Annotated in this window: 18 protein-coding genes and 1 pseudogene; 2 read left to right on the top strand and 17 right to left on the bottom strand. The window is 43.2% G+C overall.

The window, feature by feature from the left end:
* Positions 1-135: 135 nt before the first annotated feature.
* From VB712_RS18470 to VB712_RS18460, 3 genes are all read right to left on the bottom strand, one after another.
* Entirely contained in the window at positions 136-1371 is a 1236-nt protein-coding gene (locus VB712_RS18470) for a class I SAM-dependent methyltransferase (protein WP_323257440.1), read from the bottom strand.
* 62 nt (positions 1372-1433) lie between these two features.
* The gene (locus VB712_RS18465; RefSeq protein ID WP_323257438.1) at positions 1434-2270 is read right to left on the bottom strand and encodes a hypothetical protein; all 837 of its coding nucleotides are present in this window, start codon (positions 2268-2270) and stop codon (positions 1434-1436) included.
* A gap of 77 nt (positions 2271-2347) precedes the next feature.
* Complete coding sequence (locus VB712_RS18460) at positions 2348-3376, bottom strand: FkbM family methyltransferase (RefSeq protein ID WP_323257436.1); 1029 nt, start codon at positions 3374-3376, stop codon at positions 2348-2350.
* A gap of 99 nt (positions 3377-3475) precedes the next feature.
* On the opposite strand from VB712_RS18460, the gene VB712_RS18455 reads away from it, so the two are divergent.
* Together VB712_RS18455 and VB712_RS18450 are read left to right on the top strand one after the other, a co-directional pair.
* Positions 3476-4228 (top strand): IS1 family transposase, encoded by a 753-nt coding sequence (locus tag VB712_RS18455; protein WP_323257442.1) that lies wholly within the window; start codon positions 3476-3478, stop codon positions 4226-4228.
* An 89-nt stretch (positions 4229-4317) separates the two neighbouring features.
* Positions 4318-5093 (top strand): annotated as a pseudogene (locus tag VB712_RS18450) (IS5 family transposase).
* Between the two features lie 71 nt (positions 5094-5164).
* On the opposite strand, the gene VB712_RS18445 reads toward VB712_RS18450, so the two are convergent.
* The 14 genes from VB712_RS18445 to VB712_RS18380 all read right to left on the bottom strand — a co-directional run bounded on the left by VB712_RS18445 (position 5165) and on the right by VB712_RS18380 (position 18713).
* Complete coding sequence (locus VB712_RS18445; RefSeq protein ID WP_323257434.1) at positions 5165-5992, bottom strand: SDR family oxidoreductase; 828 nt, start codon at positions 5990-5992, stop codon at positions 5165-5167.
* On the bottom strand, positions 5989-6690 hold the full coding sequence (locus VB712_RS18440; protein ID WP_323257432.1) for an acylneuraminate cytidylyltransferase family protein: 702 nt from the start codon (positions 6688-6690) through the stop codon (positions 5989-5991). The genes VB712_RS18445 and VB712_RS18440 overlap by 4 nt, the downstream gene beginning before the upstream one ends.
* Positions 6687-7601 (bottom strand): Gfo/Idh/MocA family oxidoreductase, encoded by a 915-nt coding sequence (locus tag VB712_RS18435; RefSeq protein ID WP_323257430.1) that lies wholly within the window; start codon positions 7599-7601, stop codon positions 6687-6689. Before VB712_RS18435 ends, VB712_RS18440 begins: the two co-directional genes overlap by 4 nt.
* Entirely contained in the window at positions 7598-8650 is a 1053-nt protein-coding gene (locus tag VB712_RS18430) for a nucleotidyltransferase family protein (protein ID WP_323257429.1), read from the bottom strand. Before VB712_RS18430 ends, VB712_RS18435 begins: the two co-directional genes overlap by 4 nt.
* 30 nt (positions 8651-8680) lie before the next feature.
* Complete coding sequence (locus VB712_RS18425) at positions 8681-9439, bottom strand: HisA/HisF-related TIM barrel protein (protein WP_323257428.1); 759 nt, start codon at positions 9437-9439, stop codon at positions 8681-8683.
* 70 nt (positions 9440-9509) lie between these two features.
* Complete coding sequence (gene hisH, locus VB712_RS18420) at positions 9510-10148, bottom strand: imidazole glycerol phosphate synthase subunit HisH (protein ID WP_323257426.1); 639 nt, start codon at positions 10146-10148, stop codon at positions 9510-9512.
* A gap of 2 nt (positions 10149-10150) precedes the next feature.
* Entirely contained in the window at positions 10151-11263 is a 1113-nt protein-coding gene (locus tag VB712_RS18415; RefSeq protein ID WP_323257424.1) for an N-acetyl sugar amidotransferase, read from the bottom strand.
* A gap of 41 nt (positions 11264-11304) precedes the next feature.
* Positions 11305-11937, bottom strand: coding sequence for an acetyltransferase (locus VB712_RS18410; RefSeq protein WP_323257422.1), 633 nt, complete (start codon positions 11935-11937; stop codon positions 11305-11307).
* Entirely contained in the window at positions 11930-13003 is a 1074-nt protein-coding gene (gene neuB / locus VB712_RS18405; RefSeq protein ID WP_323257420.1) for an N-acetylneuraminate synthase, read from the bottom strand. Before neuB ends, VB712_RS18410 begins: the two co-directional genes overlap by 8 nt.
* 1 nt (position 13004) lies before the next feature.
* On the bottom strand, positions 13005-14171 hold the full coding sequence (neuC, locus tag VB712_RS18400) for a UDP-N-acetylglucosamine 2-epimerase (RefSeq protein WP_323257418.1): 1167 nt from the start codon (positions 14169-14171) through the stop codon (positions 13005-13007).
* On the bottom strand, positions 14171-15346 hold the full coding sequence (locus tag VB712_RS18395; protein WP_323257416.1) for a LegC family aminotransferase: 1176 nt from the start codon (positions 15344-15346) through the stop codon (positions 14171-14173). Before VB712_RS18395 ends, neuC begins: the two co-directional genes overlap by 1 nt.
* A 13-nt stretch (positions 15347-15359) precedes the next feature.
* Complete coding sequence (locus VB712_RS18390; protein WP_323257414.1) at positions 15360-16367, bottom strand: NAD-dependent 4,6-dehydratase LegB; 1008 nt, start codon at positions 16365-16367, stop codon at positions 15360-15362.
* 58 nt (positions 16368-16425) lie between these two features.
* Positions 16426-18246 (bottom strand): ABC transporter ATP-binding protein, encoded by a 1821-nt coding sequence (locus VB712_RS18385; RefSeq protein ID WP_323257412.1) that lies wholly within the window; start codon positions 18244-18246, stop codon positions 16426-16428.
* Positions 18247-18275: 29 nt separating this feature from the next.
* On the bottom strand, positions 18276-18713 hold the full coding sequence (locus VB712_RS18380; RefSeq protein ID WP_323257410.1) for a hypothetical protein: 438 nt from the start codon (positions 18711-18713) through the stop codon (positions 18276-18278).
* Positions 18714-18911 lie beyond the last annotated feature (198 nt).

The following is an 18911-nucleotide window of genomic DNA, read 5'->3' as shown; positions in this document are numbered from 1 at the left end:
GGAGAATGTGCCAAAGGTGTTAAAGCATAGGTGTGCGTACCTGAATGGGGCACTGACGGCTTAATTGGATTACAATCATATACTTGGTCTGAGTAATTATACTCATCTCCTAACTGAGATGTACCCAATTTAAGACTAAACAATTTCAATTTCTGGTAAGGGAAAAATCAATTTCCCACCATTTGCTAAATACTCGGATTCACGACGGATGATAGAGTCTTTAAAATGCCAGGGCAGAACCAACATATAATCGGGTTTTATTGCTCTAGCTTCTTCTTCTGAAACAATAGGAATATGTGTGCCTGGTGTATATGCGCCAAATTTGTCAGGATTGACTTCGGCAATGCAAGGGATATCTTGATCTGTCAGTCCGCAAAATTGCAGGAGAACATTACCTTTAGTTGATGCTCCATAGCCTAACACTTTCTTCCCGTCTTCATTAAGAGCGCGAATCAGGCTAAGAAGATTTTTTCGATGTTCAAATACGCGATCTTCAAAACTACGAAAGGGTCTCGGGGTATGTAAACCCATCCGCTCTTCTTGTCCTAGGAGCCAGTCAATCAGTTTATCATTGGTTTTGATTTGAGAATCTTTACGAGCTGCGGTTACAGCAAAACTACCGCCGTTGACAGCATTCATCTGTACGTCAACTACTTTGAGATCGCAGTCTTCAAGAAGCTTCTTAACAACCCCTAAAGAGTAATATTCTAAATGTTCATGACAAACAGTATCATAGGAATTCATGCGGAGCATCGTTGGCATATAGCTTTGTTCAAAGTGCCAAATTCCATCTTTGTCTAAGATACTGTGAATATCTTCCACAAACTGCTTGGGAACATTGAGATCGTAAAACATTGCGATTGATGTGACGATTTTGGCACTTTTAGTGGGATATTTAGAACGATATGCACTGGCAGAGAAGAACTCAGGAATTAGATCAATATCTTGTTCATAGTAAGATGCGAACTTACGCCCAGTTGGGTCAATACCAAGTTTTTTTAAACCTGGATTTTCATAAGACTTCAAGAGCGTTGCATCGTTACTACCGATGTCTAAGACAATGTCACCATCGCTAAGGGGACAAATTCGATTTAAGTATCTGACCTTTTGTTGAAGGTGCAGAACCATTGAGCTGTTTAGACCGGAGCGATAACCATAATTATCGCCATACATCTCGTTCAGGTCATAGGTGTGCTGAAGTTGTAGTAGTCCACTGTCAGGACACCATACAAGCTTCAAAGGCCCAGAAGTAACTGAATCATTTTTATTTTTCGGGAAAACACCTGTAAGGGATTGGATGCCTAGATCTAGAACTGTGATCAGGTTTGGACTTCCGCTTATTCGACATGCATAGATTTCTGAAACAGACATAACTTTACTGCGAAAAAGAGTTCAAGGTTTGAGTAGAGATGCTGGTTGGCTGTTGGGAACAGTCATAAACCATCAGCCAAGGGGCGGTTACCCATGTTGCCCGATGTTCCATATAGAGTGAGATTAGAATGATTCAGCCCACGTAGACCAAAGTTAGGTGAACGACGAGTAATCCCTAGGAAAGTTAATTCTCGTTCAGCAAGTAGTGCTTCTCTTATAAAAAATGCGTTGACACCGGCCATTTCAGTATGCACTAGCTTGTAACCTTTCTTTTCTCCTAAAGACTGTAGTGCCCCAAGAGATGCGCCCCATGTGGCTGTTAAAGGCAGTCCTAAAGGTAATCCTTTTTTCTCGACAATGTGTTGATCAGGTTTATGTGCACTATTGAACTCAATAATTACGATGTCGGGTTGATAAATTGCATCCAATGCCTCCCAAACCCAATAATCTTGACCGTCAATATCGATGGACAAAACGCCAAATCGGCTAGGAACTCTATGATGAGTAAAAATCTGATTAATATTCTCTGGAGTTACTATTGACTCAAGACAGCAGACAGTTTTTGAATGGCAATATCGCTCAGCTAGCTTAAGATAGTCGTCATGCTCAACCTCAATGAATAATCCATTCCATTCAAAAACTTCTGCTAGTAGTCGGGTATTACACGACCAGCCATCTCCCACACCAAACTCAACGAAGAATGGTGGAGAATCCTGTAATGCACGCAAAATAGCGTCCAAAACACCATCCTCACCATTCTGGGAAAAGAGTCTCAGCTCGGAAGTTCTCAAGTCTATAACTTTACATGAATTTTCCTGTTGTCTTGCATGAAGAATATTCAGTGCATGATAAATACGATCTACGTACAGAATCTGTTTTAAGATGTCCAGCTTGTCCACGGATTATATACCTTAAGGTGTTCAGAGTTTGGGCTTATTCAGTTTTAGTTTGTCTTCTAGAAGACAAACTCTAGAGCCTAGTGCTCTTGGGGTACTATCAGGTAATTGATTCGATCAATCGTTTTCAGAAACCTGTACTTAATTGAAGAGACAAAATCAACGTAATCTTGGAATGTTGTTGAAAATATTTCTTGAAGATCCTCTTCATACTCAAAAATGATAGGAAAGCGGTACTTTTGAATAGTTCTGACAGCCCCTCTCATGGCAAATAAATCAGATCCTTGAACATCGACCTTCATAAAACTCACTGGCACGCTTATGTTTAAGCTGTCAATAGTTTTGGTCTTGACCTGTCTTCCAGATTGTGAGTGGGGGTCAATGCCATAAGCACCATAACAGTGATAGGTTTTGAAGTCTTGTACTGGGAAATAGAGAGCTTTGTCATCAAATTCATGTACAGCATGGCAAACTTGAACCACGTTGTAAATATTGTTGATCTTCAAGCTTTCTTGAGTTACATGGGTTAAATAGTCGTCAGCTTCAATTGAGTAAACTACTCCACTGCTCCCAGTTAGAGACGAGAAGATCATAGTCATTTGACCTAGATTGGCTCCAGCATCAATTACAGAAGATCCCAGACTTATATATTGCTTGGCGATGTCAACTATTGGGGAATCAAAAACTTGTCCAGTGACCATTTTTTGAGCGATCTGATCATTGGAAGGATGTGCAGGAACAAACCCCTTACCTATGCTATTGTCAAAGAACTGTAAGGATGGACGACCAGGGAAACTCTCGATTTGCAATCTTGCTTGCTCTACCCTTTCCTTGACATCTCTAAGATTGACTTGAGATTCAGAGGAGACCTTTTCTAGTAGACGCAGATATTCTTTTTCATGTGGGAAAAGTAGAGCAAGCTTTGAGTAGCAACTAATTGCTTTTTCTGGGTGATTCAGGATCTCGGATACTCTACCTTTACAGTACAAAGCCTCTGGATTAGAAGATTGTACCGACAAGACAAGATCACAGTACTTTTCGCATACTGCGTATTCCTGGTCTCTAAAAGACTGATGCATCGAGACTAAATTTTCGTCAAAAATGGTCATACAAAAAATTGGTAGTGGATTAAAGTAAAGGATAGAGAAAAACAAGGCATCACCCTTGCATTCCTAGATTCCCAAGGAGTTGAACACATGACTACTGAGATGACCTGTCCCACTTGTGGGTCTCACGAAATCTCCAAGAACGGTACCACCCGACGCGGTAAGCAGAACTACAAGTGCCGAGACTGTCACCGCCAATTCGTAGAAGACCCCCAGTGGAAGCCCAAAGACAAGGACACCCTGTCTTTGGTTGATTTGCTGTTGCTAGAGAAGATTCCCCTCGCAGGGATCGCCAGGGTGACAGGGGTTTCCAACAGTTGGCTACAACACTATGTCAATGACTCCTATGAAGCAGTGCCCAAAACCGCAGAAGTCATACCCAAAGCCAAAGGCAAGATGAAAGTGCAGATGGATGAGCTTTGGTCATTTGTGGACAACAAAGGGAATAAGCAGTGGGTTTGGCTGGCCATAGATGCGGATACCCGAGAAGTCATCGGTTGTCATATTGGCAACCGCTCTAGGGAATCGGCGATTGCCTTATGGCAGTCAATCCCTGGGGTGTACAGACAATGTGCCAAGGTGTACACAGATTACTGGGAGGCTTATGTCGATGTGATTCCGAGCAAACGGCATATTGCCGTTGGGAAAGAGAGCGGCTTGACGAGCTACATAGAAAGACTGAACAACACCCTGAGACAGAGGATTTCCCGGCTAGTGAGGAAGACATTATCTTTCTCGAGGAAGCTAGAGAATCACATTGGTGCGATCTGGATGTTCATCCATGAATATAATCGCCAGATCAGGGAGAAGCTGGCAGAAAAGGAAGACCCTATCTTTTTCTCTGTCCTTTACTAAAATGCACTACCAAAAAATTGTTTGATTTCTCTTAGGGCCTGTCATCAGTTAGAGAGAATAGAATAGGTGAACTGAAAAAAGCCTAAGAGATGAAAAGATACGCCCTCAGAGATGACCAATGGGAGAAAATCAAAGACCTGCTGCCCGGTCGGGAAGGTCATGTGGGTGGAACAGCAAAGGATAATCGCTTGTTTGTCGAAGCTGTTCTATATCGTTACTGAGCAGGAATACCGTGGCGAGACTTACCTGAGAGATTCGGAGATTTTCGAGTCGTCCATACAAGACATAGCCGGTGGTCGAAGAGTGGAGTGTGGGAGCGAATTTTCAAGGTACTGTCCGAGGAGGCAGACAACGAATATGGCTCAATGGATTCGACGATTGTCAGAGCTCATCAACACAGTGCAGGAGCAAAAAAAACACCTTAGCCGATGCAGTAGAACCTGAAGACCAAGCGATTGGTCGCTCACGAGGAGGATTGAGTACCAAGATTCATGCAACGTGTGATGCGTTGGGAAATCCCACCGGATTCTTTCTGAGCGGTGGACAAGCCCACGACCTCGACGGTGCTGATGTCCTACTTGATGATTTTCAAGGCAAAGCTCTACTGGCGGATAAGGCCTATGATGCTGATGAGCGGGTGCGCCAACGACTGGTGCATCAGGGATGTGAAGCCGTGATTCCGTCCAAGTCCAATCGAAAACAACCTTATCCTTACGATAAGCATCTCTATCAAGCACGACATTTGATTGAAAATTTCTTCGCTCGACTCAAGCAGTATCGTGCCATTGCCACTCGTTATGACAAAACGGCACGCAACTTTTTGGGGGCTATCTACCTGGCAGCTTTTGTTGTTTGGCTTAACTGATGACAGGCCCTAGTATAATCTTAATCAAAACCTACTGACCCAGCCGAAACCCACTCTCCTATTTAGAACACTTACCAAGCTGATAATCCACCATCAACAATTAGTGTCTGCCCAGTAACATACTTTGAGGCATCAGACACAAGGTAAAGGAGAGCAGAAACAACTTCTGTGGCTTGGGCCATCCTACCCAGTGGAACACGTGCTGAGTATCGTTCTTTAAACTCCGTATTCTGTCCACTATCTACACCACCCAAGACTAGAGAATTCACTCGTATTCCTTGACTTGCCCAATATGCAGATAAATATGTCGTTAGCCCAATCACTCCTGCTTTTGAGGCACTGTACACAGCAGGCGTATTAATCTGCCTACCTAAATAGTATGAGCCTTCATAAACCCTAGAATCGGGTGCAAGGATTCCATAAATAGAGGATGTCTGAACTATACTTCCCCCAGTGCCCTGAGTAACCATCTGCTTACCTACTGCTTGCGCAACCAAGAACATACCGTCTAGGTTGACAGACATGATTTTGCGCCACTCTTCCAGTTTATAGTCTTCAAAAGGGGCGAAAAACTCATCGAGGTTATCCGATTTGGTTGCAGCGTTATTGTGGAGAATATCAATCTTTCCCCACTCGTCTACAACTTGACGAACTAAGCTTGCCACTGAAATTGGTTGTGAAACATCGCAGCCAATGCCTAGACACGAGACAGCATAGCGCTCGGTTAGCTCCTTGGCAAGCTCCCTAGCTGGCTCCTCCATGATATCAACAACAGCGACCTTTGCACCGGACTCAGCCAATCCAGCACAGAAGTGCTGTCCAAGAATACCTGCTCCTCCAGTCACAACAGCAACCTTGTCAGTCAAATCAAATAGGGCACGATAGGAAATTTCACTCATTGGTCAAGTCTCTTTTCCATCAAAAGCTCAACGATTTCAAAGTCTAAATTGCTGTCAATGTCAACGGAACGTTCCGCTGGCATGACAAAAAGCTGTGTATCAGGATTAAATACTGTTTCACAATTGAATAATACATTTCGCTGCCATACATAAATTGAGGCATTCATATCGAAACAAGCTGGAGAATCTTGACGACGAACAATCCCTTGACGTAAAGGCTTTGATAGGCGAACAACCTGATTTTCATCTAACTCTACTAAATTGAAATAGGGTGATCGCCGAGATGGAGTCCCTGTAATCACATTACCGATTCCTTGACGCTCTAGTAAACTCACCGCTTCTTGAATATCCTCCGGTAATCGTAAGGGCGAAGTCGCATCTAGATCAACCACTACATCAAACTGAAAACCGCTCTTTCTTTCGGCTTCTGACACACAATGGCGAATGGCGGGTAATTTTGCAGCCGTATCGGTAGCTAGCTCTGCTGGGCGATTCACCAAAAAATCCACACCGCAAGCCTGGGCAATGTCCAGAATTTGTTGAGAGTCACTGCTCACAGCAATGCAGTCAAATAATTGAGAACGTTTGGCCTGTTCTACTGTGTGAGCAATTAAGGGTTTTCCCTGTAAATTTCGGACATTTTTATTTTTGACACCTTTAGATCCAGCACGAGCGCATATTGTACAGATCCTGATCATTGTTCGATCCACGTGTGTAGTCTGGCAGCTTGTTCAGCAGCTTCTATCATTCGGAGGGTTTCCTGGGCTGCTTCAGCACTGCATAGTAACTCAAAGTGGCCAGATAGCATAGCTTGGTGTTCAGAACGATAGGTAAAATCCCGATCGAGGGCTATACTTTCTGGAACTCCATTCAGACTAATACTGTTGGAATAGAGATCTACTGAAATGGTTTGCTCTTTGGTATTGAGGAGTATTTGTCGGCGCGGGACTCGATCAAGATAGTTTAAGTGAATGGCAACAGATGAGCATGATGGGGTTTCCATTAAAATCGAGTAGGTGTCATCGCTGTCAATTTCCAAGGCACTAAATTTCCCGCCATTTGCAGTTAATCTTTGCCACGAACCGAAGAGCCACAGGGCATAGTCTAATTCATGACTTAAATCTCGCAGAACTCCGCCGCCTGCCATTCGTTGGGCAGAATAGCTTTGTCGGTAGTCTGTATTTGCTCTCCAGTTCGGTAAGTAAGACCCAACATAGATATGGGCTGTGATCAATCTTGACGGTTGATCGACAATGGCCTTTAGCCGCTGTAATAAGGGATGAAATCGTAAATTGTAGGCGACAACTAACTTAGAAAATTTGTTTTCAAGGATCGGAATATTGAAGTTAAATAGTGGTTTTTCGACCATTACTAAACCACAAAAGCCATGCTGGGCTAGCTTGCTCAAATCTTCGTGGTGTTCACTCGTGCGACTAGCAATGACAACGTAGTCGGGTCTCCAGTTTTCTAGGGCTTGTGTTAAGTTAGTATACGCAGGAGAATACTCAATCAAACGACGGCTGACTACAGCTACTGAACAGCCTAGACCTAACAGTAAGCGAACGTGGCGCTGTCCAATCGAACCATAACCAATTACTAAAACCTTCATGTCCGGTGCTGTTCCCACTCGTGCTGTGCCCGTTCAAATTCATCGAGACGACCAATATCTAGCCAATACTCTCGGAGAGGGTATGCGGAAGTGGAGTGATTGGCCGCTATGAGGCGATCAAACAACGTTGGCATATCAAAGAACGTATTTTTGGGTAAATACTCTAACGCCGTGGGAGAGAGTGTGTAGATGCCAGCATTAACAAAAAAGCTTTGTACGGGTTTTTCTTCGATCGCTTGAACTTTTGAACCATCAACGCAAACTACCCCATAGGGAACCTGATAATCGTACTGTCGCACTGCCATTGTAGCCACAGCTCCTTCGGACTCGTGAAACTGGAGCAAGTTATCGAAGCGGGTACGGGTCAAAATATCACCATTCATCACAAGAATGGGGTGATTTGGCATATCAGGAAGAAGTGATAATGCTCCAGCAGTTCCCAGACGTTCTTTTTCGTATAGGTAAGTTAAGTTTGCACCCCATTGAGCGCCATCCCCAAAATAATCTTCAATCATTTCTGCTTTATAGTTGACAGAAAGGAATATTTGATTAAAGCCCTGTTCAATAAAACTTTCAATAATGATTTCTAGGATGGGTTTTCCTCCTACCGTTAACAGGGGTTTGGGACAATCCTGGGTTAACGGGTGTAGTCGCGTTCCCAGTCCGCCTGCCATCAGCACAACCCAGTTAGGACGATTGATCGCACCGATCAAATCATCTAAAGTAACTAAACCGACAACCTGATTATTTTCTCCAACTAATGGTAACTGATGAAGCACATGGCGACGCATCAATGACAGCATTTTAGTGCGAGGCATTGATGCAGACACAACAATTGGATGAGGGTTCATGACCTCCAACACGCTACTTAGAAGACTTTTTCCGTTGAGAAGAGCACGACGGATATCGCCATCTGTCAAGACTCCTGCCAGGGTTTGATCATGGTTTAAGACGAGTGCGACTTGAAGAGCAGAAGCATTTATTTTTGCGATTACATCCCCAAGTGGCATATCGCGACTAACAACAACTGATTGCCAATCACAATTCATTGATAACCTCAATAACAAATTCCAGAAAAATCATTGTATCAAAATCATTTGCTGATCATTGATGGGCGAAATCCATAGTGGCAATTCAATTCCACTTGCAATTAATTCTTTTCGGGCTTTTTCTAATCCATCACCAATGAAGTTGAACAGATGTGCAGTAGCTACGGCATCAACCCTACAATCTGCAATACCAGTTGCAAGATGCTGTGCATTACCAGCCCCACCTGCCAAAACTACCGGAACTGGTAAGTTACTAGGTAACTGATCTAAAATCGAAAAGTCATAACCCTGGCCAGTGCCATCCCGATCAATAGAGTTAAGGTACAGTTCGCCCACTGACTGCTTTAAAATCTGTTTAATCCATTTTGAAGCACTATCCTCAAGCATTCGGCTTCCTGAATCGACGCAAATTTGATAAGTTCCTTCTGAGTTTTTTTTCAGGTCTAGAGATGCAACCACACACTGCTGTCCAAACTCACTAACTAGCTGACTCACGAACTCAGGATGATCAAAAACTGGCGTATTAACTACAATTTTATCTGCTCCAGATCTAAGCAGTTCTCGGGCTTGATCTAGATTACGAATGCCGCCTCCCACAGCAATGGGCATAAAACAACCTCTAGAAAGATGCCGAAGTGTTTCACAAAAGCTATAAAAGTCTCTTTTTTTGCGTGTTACATCCAAAACAACTAATTCGTCAATAAAAAAGGAGATATGAGAAAAATTATAGTGCCGTTCCAACCAGTCCAAATTCCCTACTCTTTGTAGTCGAAAGTTACGACTTAGCATGAACTGACCGTCGCTATATAGAAGTGTAAAAATGATTCTTTTCTTAAGCATTAGTAATGTTTGATCGTATTTACTTTTCAGGGCTTACTTCTAGTAAGAAATTCTTCAACAACTTGAGTCCGTTAGTTTGGCTTTTCTCTGGATGGAATTGAGTTGCAAACACATTATCCCACTCATAAGCTGCAAGAAATGTTTCACCATGACAACAATGCGCAGCTTTTCCTGGCAATCCAGCGGGCAAAATTCGATAAGAGTGCACAAAATAGAAATCAACTTGAGATGGCAAATCCTTGAAAAGAATTGAATCTGATTCAGAAGTAACCTGGTTAAAGCCAATATGTGGGACTTTCAATCCGTTTAGACCATCCTGTTTAAACCGCTCAACATTCGCAGGAATCAGACCAAGTCCTCTTGTTTTGCCATCCTCTGTACTGGATTGTGCTAATAGTTGCATCCCTAGGCATATACCAAGAATCTTGCTGCCTTTGTCTATGACCGCCTCCACAATTGCTCGATCAAGTCCCGTTTGACATAAAGTCATCATTGCCCGATGAAATGATCCCACTCCAGGCAAGATCAATACATTTGAGTCAAGTATTTCGCGACAATCACTGCTAACCGACGCACTGTAACCTAGGTAAGTCAAGGCATTCAGTACAGAACATATGTTTCCCATCTTGTAATCAATAACAGTTATACGGTTCTTCATGACTACGAAATAGAAAATTTAGGTGTCCAGTAGCCATTAACCTTATCGAATAGGTCAAGATTAGCCCAACGATCAAGGGCTATACTAAATTCTTCCTGACTCATTTGATAATAGTCTAGATAAGTTTCAAGAAACTCTTCTGGGTACTGACCATCATAGAGTCGAACTAGGTTGATTGCTTGGCTTCTATCCATGGCACCTCTTCGGATTTCAATCGAAGCATCTTGATTGGCACGCCCAAAGCCAAACTTGAGATACATGATATAGGTGTGCAAAGCATATAATGCTTGATCATTTTGAGAAAAATTAGTAAAAGTTCCTGAATTTGAGCTTTCAGATTCTTTAAGGCCGCAGTGCTCTTTGGCAGTCAAGTAATTGCGGTAAGGATCCCAATTTTCAAAATAAGACCAGTGAGTAATACTGATTGCACTCTGGTCTAGTTCTGCATCAGATGGAAATCCGAAAAAATACAAGCTCTCAAGAGGTAATTTAGATTTTTCAAGAACTTTCTCATACCCACCTTCAAGGTAGATTTTCTTCATGTAGCTAACATCATAAACAGGTTTTTTAGCCGTCTCCGTTGATCCCCCATATTCCACTTCTCCATCTTCTCCGTAAAAAATCAGATGAATGCCAAAATTAATGGCTATACGAATTACTGCGGATTGAATTGCTATGAGCCATCCATAATATGGAAAACCCATTTCAATAAGACCGATTTTGTTTAGGACTCGCATCGCCTCATGGTCTGGATTAATTGATATATGATTGTAACCACTTTCCACAAAGGAACGAAGATTACGTTCTCCTAGCTCTAGCGGAAGCGGCGGAGTAATTGTTACAGCCAGAGGATTCATTCCATAACGATGCTTCAAGTTATAAGCAACATAAGAGCCATCTTTTCCCCCGCTGACAGGTACTAGGCAATCAAAACCATTGTCTTGGTGACGATGTTTGTCGAGAAGTTGATTTAACTCGCGGTGTCTTGATTCCCAATCTAGGGTTTTCTTTTGCTCCATCCATACACAGGCATTACACCATCCCCTTTCATCAAAATTAATTCTGGGACGAGTTGACATGGACAAACAGTTCGTACACCACTTCAATGACTTCATGTGAATTTACCTATCTTAAAAACTGATGAGCGGTCAAAAATCTATCGTAATCTTTTCGCAGGATTTCCAAGAACAACCCATTCATCTGGTATCGCTTCCGTAACAACGGAACCCGCACCAATGACTGAACCATTTCCAATGCGAATACCCGGCATAATCACAGCACCCGCACCAATAAAAGCACATGAAGAGACTTTCACGTTACCGCATAGAACTACCCCTGGACTAATAAATACATGGGATTCAATAACGCAATCATGGTCGATGCTAGATCGAGTATTGATTACAACATTGTCACCTAGAATAACATCCGGCTGTAAAATTGCCCCAGCCATAACTTGACACCCTTCGCCGAATTCTACAGTACAACTAATTACTGATGATGGATGGCTCAATGATTTAAATGTAAACCCTCGCGCTTTCATTGTCTCAAATAAATTTCTTCGTTTAGTAGTTTGTGGATTAGCCCCCAATCCATTGATGAGATATGTGCAATTGCTAGATATGGAATTTAGGTAATCATCTCCTCCTAAAATAGGTATATCCCTTATTTTGCCTAATTTATACAATTTGTTATCTAGGATGCCTGTTGGTTGGATGCCACTCATTAAGAGCGTTTCTAACACAACTTTCCCATGCCCTCCTGCACCTAAGATATAAATTTTTTCAAACATCGATCACTTCATCAATGGTGTAACTCTGTGCGGAGGTTTCCCCTATGAGTTTCCAGTAGCTAAAAGGAGAATTTCCTATTGCAGGTCTTTTACAAGTCAAGTTTTGTTCCGTAAATACTTCACCAGCCTCGATCGCCCGAGCAGCCACCAAACTCTTACGAGCAACCTCCCGATTCTTCCACTCAGAAGCCGTAGGCCGCTTAACCCCATCTCCCAATGCTTGCTCAATCTCGCGAATTTGCTGCACTAGCCGATGTAGCTCCTGTGGCTCCAAAGATGCCCGATGATCCGGGCCAGGGAGAGACCGATCACTCGTAAAATGCTTCTCGATAACCTTAGCACCCCGCGCCACCGCCGCCAAGGAAATATGAATCCCCGGTGTGTGGTCAGAATAACCCACCGGCAACCCAAAAGCCGCTGCCAGAGTATCCATCGCCCGTAAATTCACCTCCGCAAAGGGGGCTGGATATTCCGTCGTGCAGTGGAGGAGGGTGACGCGATCGCGCAACTCCTGCTGTCCTTGCTCAGAAGCAAAAGCACGCTCAAAATCTCCCCGCTGGGGAATCGTCTGATCCGTCGTCAACCCAAAGGCCAAAACCCCTAACGCCGCCTCCACTTCCCCTAATGTACTCATTCCCGTTGAGAGGATGATCCTTTCCGCAGAACGGGCAATCTCCAGTAAAAAAGGAGCATTAGTAATTTCCCCAGAGGGGATTTTAATCGTGTTTAAACCCAAATCTCGCGTCAAGAGATATAGGCTAGGGACATCAAAAGGGGTTGAGAGAAATCGAATCCCTCTGGACTGAGCATGACGAATTAAAACCTCGTGATCCGACGCGCTTAATTCCAGTTTGCGAACCATCTCCAACTGACTTTCTGTTTTCCCTGTCGTTTGAGTTTGATACTCAGCCTTGGGTGCATAGCGACTCACGACCCGATCGGCTTGGAAAGTTTGGAATTTAACGGCATCTGCCCCCGCATCAGCCGCAATATCAATTAGTTGCTGGGCTAGATCGATGTTGCCGTTATGATTAACCCCTGCTTCGGCAATGATAAATGTGGACATTTTAGAAATCATGCTCAATATCGAAAAAGGCTTTTCGAGTTTGCAGTGGCACAGCTTTTAGTTCTTCCTTGATTTGCTGACTCACATTTCCTGTTCCATACAAGGATTTAACTGAGGGTAGCATCGATTGAAACTTGTCAGATAGGGCTTGATGAATACCCGCCACAATATCCTGGCTGCGTTCTGGCGTATCAATCACTGACTGGGCTTTGAGACGACCCTTTTGGCGATCGCCAACATTCACGGTTGCTTTTTTCAGGGCTGGCGCTTCTGTCAATCCACTAGAGGAATTGCCAATTATTACATCCGCTTCACCCATCAGACTTAGATACCGTTGTTGACCAAGGGAAACAAATGCTTTCGATCGATGTTGATTGTGCTTCACCCATTGATCGATCTGCTTAATCAAAACGCGCCCTCCGGTATCAGCATTAGGATAGGTCAGGATGACCGTTGCCTCTGGAAAACCATCCAGAGCCTCTAATAGCTCCTGCATGGCGATTGACGGAGACTGTTGATCTAGCGTAACCGGATGATAAGTCACTAGGAAGAGGGGCGATCGCAGTTTAATCCCTAGAGATCGTTCTAAAGTAGAGCGATCAAGCCAGTCCATATATTGAAGATGGTCTAGACCTGGAGAACCAACGTTAAAGACGCGATCGGGGGATTCTCCCAATTGAATCACACGCTGACGATAAGGCTCTGCGGCAACAAAATGCCATTGGGCAAATTTGGTGATGGCATGACGAATTTGCTCATCGAATGCCCCTTCCGTAGTCTCTCCCCCATGAATATGAGCGATAGGAATTCTAGCAACCATTGCCGCTTGAGCTGCGGCGAGAATTTCAAAGCGATCGCCCAACACCACCAAAATATCAGGCTTCAGGCGATCCAAAGCATCAGCAAAGCCGATAACTCCCAAACCCATAGATTTCGCAATTCCCACAGGCGTGTCAGACGATAACAGCATCTCTACCTTGGCATCAATACTGAAACCATCTGCCTCAATTTGCTGATAGGTCAAACCAAACTCAGGAGAAAGATGCATCCCCGTAGCGATAATCTGTAGCGCTAGGTCATCATCATCAGCAACTTCTTTCATCAGCCAGTACAACAAACCATACTCAGCCCGAGTCCCCGTAACAATACAGATTTTGCGCTGTGCCATCATCTTGCCGCCCCCGCAAGTTTTGCACTACTCGGCACATTAATTAAACTGACTTCCAACTGTTCCGCAACTGGCAAAGGAGCATGAGGACAATCAGCATACATCGGCAGCTTATGGAGCAATGTCCAAGTAGGACGGCATTGATACCCTGCATCATTAGCAACGGTTAAGAGGCGATCGCGGACTAATAAACTAGGCTCTTCTAACCGCAGAGTATTTAACCAATAATTACTCTGACTATTGGCAGGCTCAACAACAAAACCAACTCCCTCGACATCTTGAAATACCTCCTGATATTTCTGCGCTAATAATCGTTTGCGATTCAAAAGACTAGGTAACTGCTCCATCTGAGCACATCCTAAAGCAGCATTCAAATTCGGCAAGCGATAATTCCAGGCAACGGCATCATGGAAAAACTCCCAACGATGAGGCTGTTTAGCCGTTGTAGTCAAATGTTTAGCCTGTTGAGCCAATTTTGCATCATTGGTTAAAATCGCGCCGCCTCCACCAGTCGTTATCACCTTATTGCCATTAAAACTTAGTGTTCCCAACTGCCCAAACGTTCCCGTATGTTGACCCCGATAACAACTGCCCAAAGATTCTGCCGCATCTTCCACCACAGGCAAATGATAACGATTTGCCACCTCAAGCAGAGAACTCATATCTACTGGATGACCATAAGTGTGCATAGGTATAACCGCAGCAATCCGCCGTCCTGTCAATCGATTCGTTAATCCCTCTGAACTAGACAAACTACAATGCTTGAGATAGTCATTCAAAGCATGAGGATCTATCCCCAAGGTTTCAAATTGACTCTCGATAAAATGGGGGATTGCTCCACAGTGGGACACCGCATTTGCTGTCGCCACAAAAGATAAAGCCGGAATTAAGACCTCATCTCCCGTTCTAACCCCTGCCAACAATAAAGCAATATGTAAGGCCGCCGTGCCATTCACTACAGCTACGGCATACTTCGCCCCTGTATATTCCGCCAGCATGACTTCAAAGCGATCAACGTATTTGCCGACGGATGAAACAAAAGTGGAATCAAGACAATCTTTGACCCGCTCCCACTCATTACCCATAAACTCAGGTTCGTGAAGTGGAACAAAGGGATTTGGCTGTCCTAAGACAGTTTTCAACGCTTGTAAAAAATCCTGTTCTATTTTGTCCAATCTTCAGATACCTTTAAATATTGTAGCGATCGCTCTTATATCCTGCTAGGTTCGCTGGATTACTAAACCATTCTGCCGTTTCTGCCAAACCTCGCTTAAATCCTGCACGTCCACCATACAAAGGCTCCCACCCCACAACCTCCTTAGCCTTAGTATTGTCTGCCCATAAACGATTCACTTCACTTTTCTCAGGACGTAAGCGAACCTCATCTGTCTCGATCTCAATCTCTACACCCATTGCCTCTGCAATAAGTTGCACCGTGTCACCGATAGAAATTTCAAAATTACTGCCAATATTAATTACTTCGCCGATGGATTTTTTAGACTCCGCTATGGCAATAAATCCTCGAACGGTATCTTTGACATAATTAAAATCTCTTGTGGGATGCAATGCTCCCAACTTGATTTTCCTTGCTCCATTAGCAATCTGAGTAATCACCGTAGGAATAACTGCCCGCGCTGACTGTCGTGGCCCATAGGTGTTAAACGGGCGAATAATCGATACCGGAGTATTAAAAGACTGGTAAAAAGACATTGCAATTTGGTCAGCTCCGATCTTACTCGCTGAGTAGGGAGACTGACCTTGTAATGGATGTTCCTCTGTAATAGGAACAAACTTAGCCGTGCCATAAACTTCACTGGTGGAAGTATGCACAACTTTTTCAATATCTAATTCCCTGGCTGCCTGAACTACATTTAGCGTTCCTGTTATATTCGTATCCACATAAGTTGCGGGCGAATGATAAGAATAAGGAATAGCAATTAATGCCGCTAGGTGTAATACGATATCGCAGCCTTTCATAGCTTCTTTAAGCCCATAAGGATCGCGAATATCGCCAGAAAACACTTCCAAACTTTCTAAAATTTCCTTTGGAGAATGGTCTAGCCATCCCCAGGAGTTGAAAGAGTTATATAAAACAAAAGCCTTTACAAAATAACCCTGCCTCACAAATTCTTCTGTTACGTGAGAGCCAATAAAACCATCTGCACCAGTAACTAAAATTTTTGGCTTAGAAGTCAATTTATTTTCCTCAGCACTGAATATTTTTTATTATCCAAAGTGATAATAGATTGAAACGTTAATTTTTTTCTGAACTGACTACTTGAGCCATAATCTGAAATTCTTGATTGCGTTTACATAATTCGTCATAAGTTCCTGAATCTATAATCTGTCCCTGACTCATAAAATAGAGGCGATCACATTTTTTTACGGTACTTAACCTGTGAGCAATCATAATCAATGTTTTCTCCCCACTCAACTTTTCTACCGCATCCATCACCCTAGCCTCAGTCTGATTATCTAAAGCAGCTGTCGCCTCATCCATTACCAATACACATGGATTGTGATATAATGCTCTAGCAATGCCCACTCGCTGCCGTTGTCCTCCTGACAGTCTCACACCTCGTTCTCCAACTAAAGTATCTAAACCTGCGGGTAAACTGGCTACTAACTCATTCAACTGAGCTAAGTTAACCGCAGATTTTATCGCTTCCTCATTGATCCGATCTCTGGAAATCCCAAACGCAATATTATTGCGTAACGTATCATCACACAAATAAATGTTTTGAGGAATATAGCCAATGAAGCGATGCCAATTTGATAAATCATCATAAATATTTTGACCATCCACTAAAATCTTTCCCTGAGTGGGCGGCAATAGTCCGAGAATTACATCAACAATCGTGGTTTTTCCAGCCCCTGAAGATCCCACAAAGCCAACGGATGACCCTTTAGGAATACTCAAAGATATCCCTTTGAGGGCGTGATTACTAGCTCCAGGATAACAGTAAAATACATCATCTAGCTCAATTCCTGCCTCTAACACGGGAGTAGTTACAACTAACCTTTTGGAATCTATTAATCGATGGTTTTCTATTGAGCTTCCTAGCTCTTTTAAGTCATGATCAAGCAAATAAACGCTGTAAGCACTAAATCGCATTGACGTTACTGAACCCAAAATTCGGTTAATCGAGGGCATTAACCGAAATGCCGCTGCTGTAAATAAAGATAATGTTGGTATTATTGCATCTAAACTTTTACCTTGGGCTAAAACAGAGACAACAATTACCATTAATCCAACAATAGCAATTGATTCAATAAAAAATCGAGGTAATTGGTTGACAACTTGATAAAACTGTAAGGACTGAGTAGCAAGAACATTATGCTTCTGATAATCATCAATAAACAGATCTTCTCTCCCCAAAACTTTTGACTCTTTGACCCCACCTAATCCTTGATTGATTGTTTGGATTACTTGTCCTTGGTGGTATTGGCGAGCTTTTCCTAATACGCTTAACTTTAGCCGTACCCCTCGATAAAAAATGACTGTCGCCAAACCAACTCCTCCTAATGCTGCAAGAGAAGTTATTGGTTCCACCGTTAATAAAAATAAACAAATACAAGATAAAATTGTTATCTCTGTAGCTGCAAATAGTCCCGATGTTAAAACACCACTAAAAAACTGAGAAGTTTCAGTCGTAAGATTACGAGTTAAGTCAGCAGTATTTCGCTGCAAATGAAATGTATACGGGCTGTACAAATAGTTATGAAAAAGCTGAGAACAGAGTTTAATTTGTTTATTATGAATAAAACGAAATTGCAAATAAGTTAAAGTTGTTAAATATGCATTCTTTATTAGATAAATCGCGACAAGTCCTAAACCAGCCCAAGTTAAAAACTGTCGTAATTCTGGTTCTTCAAATACTTGATAAACCCACATCAATAGTCCAGCTTCTTCAACCCTTTGTGGATTTTCTAGAAGGGTAATAAAAGGCAGAACTAAACCAACACTCAGTGCTTCAAATCCAGCGCCAGTCAAAATGAGCAGAAAAAGCCCTGCCAGTTGCCATTGCTCTCTAGTTGTGAATAAGCCTAGTAATTTTTTTAAAAACTTGATCAAAATTTTGCCTGTTTAATTTTACATTTTTATTAAGCCATCATCCCAAAATCACGCACACCCGATCGCGCCCTGGCCTGCCGTCGCGTAAACTCTCCCACTGACGGATTGCCCGCTGGATTAATCACCCCCGTCGCCTGCATCCACAATTCACAGGGAGCTAATTGGACTTCGTAGGCGCGATCACACTGCCGCACATAATACCAGCGTGTCTCCTGACAGAGATGACACCAAAACCCTTCTAACCACTCCCCCGTTAACGGTACGGCTGTCTGCGTTGCCACCAACAACAACGCCGATAGCCGATTCACCCCCCGCGACTGTAACGTTCCCGCCGACTCCGTATAGAGGGGATACTTTTGGCTAACACTATCCAAATAACAGCCGTGGTGGGGACAAAAAATACCCCGTCGCTTCGACCGTTTCCGATTTCGGACAGATCTATCCTGCACTTCGACCTCCAAATTCATTCCAGTATTGGGGTAGATTGCCCCAGGGAAAAGAAGGCTGCGGGGAAGAGGCCGAGATCTAAAGACCATCAAAGCCCACTTCACATTCAGCAAGTTGATTCATTTTTCACCTTTGCACCATACACCATAACTCACGGAAAACCCAAGATCCCCGAAAAAAATCCCCAATCACGGACAGTAGGAGCGAAAAGGGGCGAA

Source organism: Spirulina sp. CCNP1310 (assembly GCF_034932185.1).
Classification (GTDB): Bacteria; Cyanobacteriota; Cyanobacteriia; order Cyanobacteriales; family Spirulinaceae; genus Spirulina.
The sequence above is the reverse complement of the archived record's forward strand: the minus strand, read 5'-3'. Positions and strand labels throughout refer to the sequence as shown.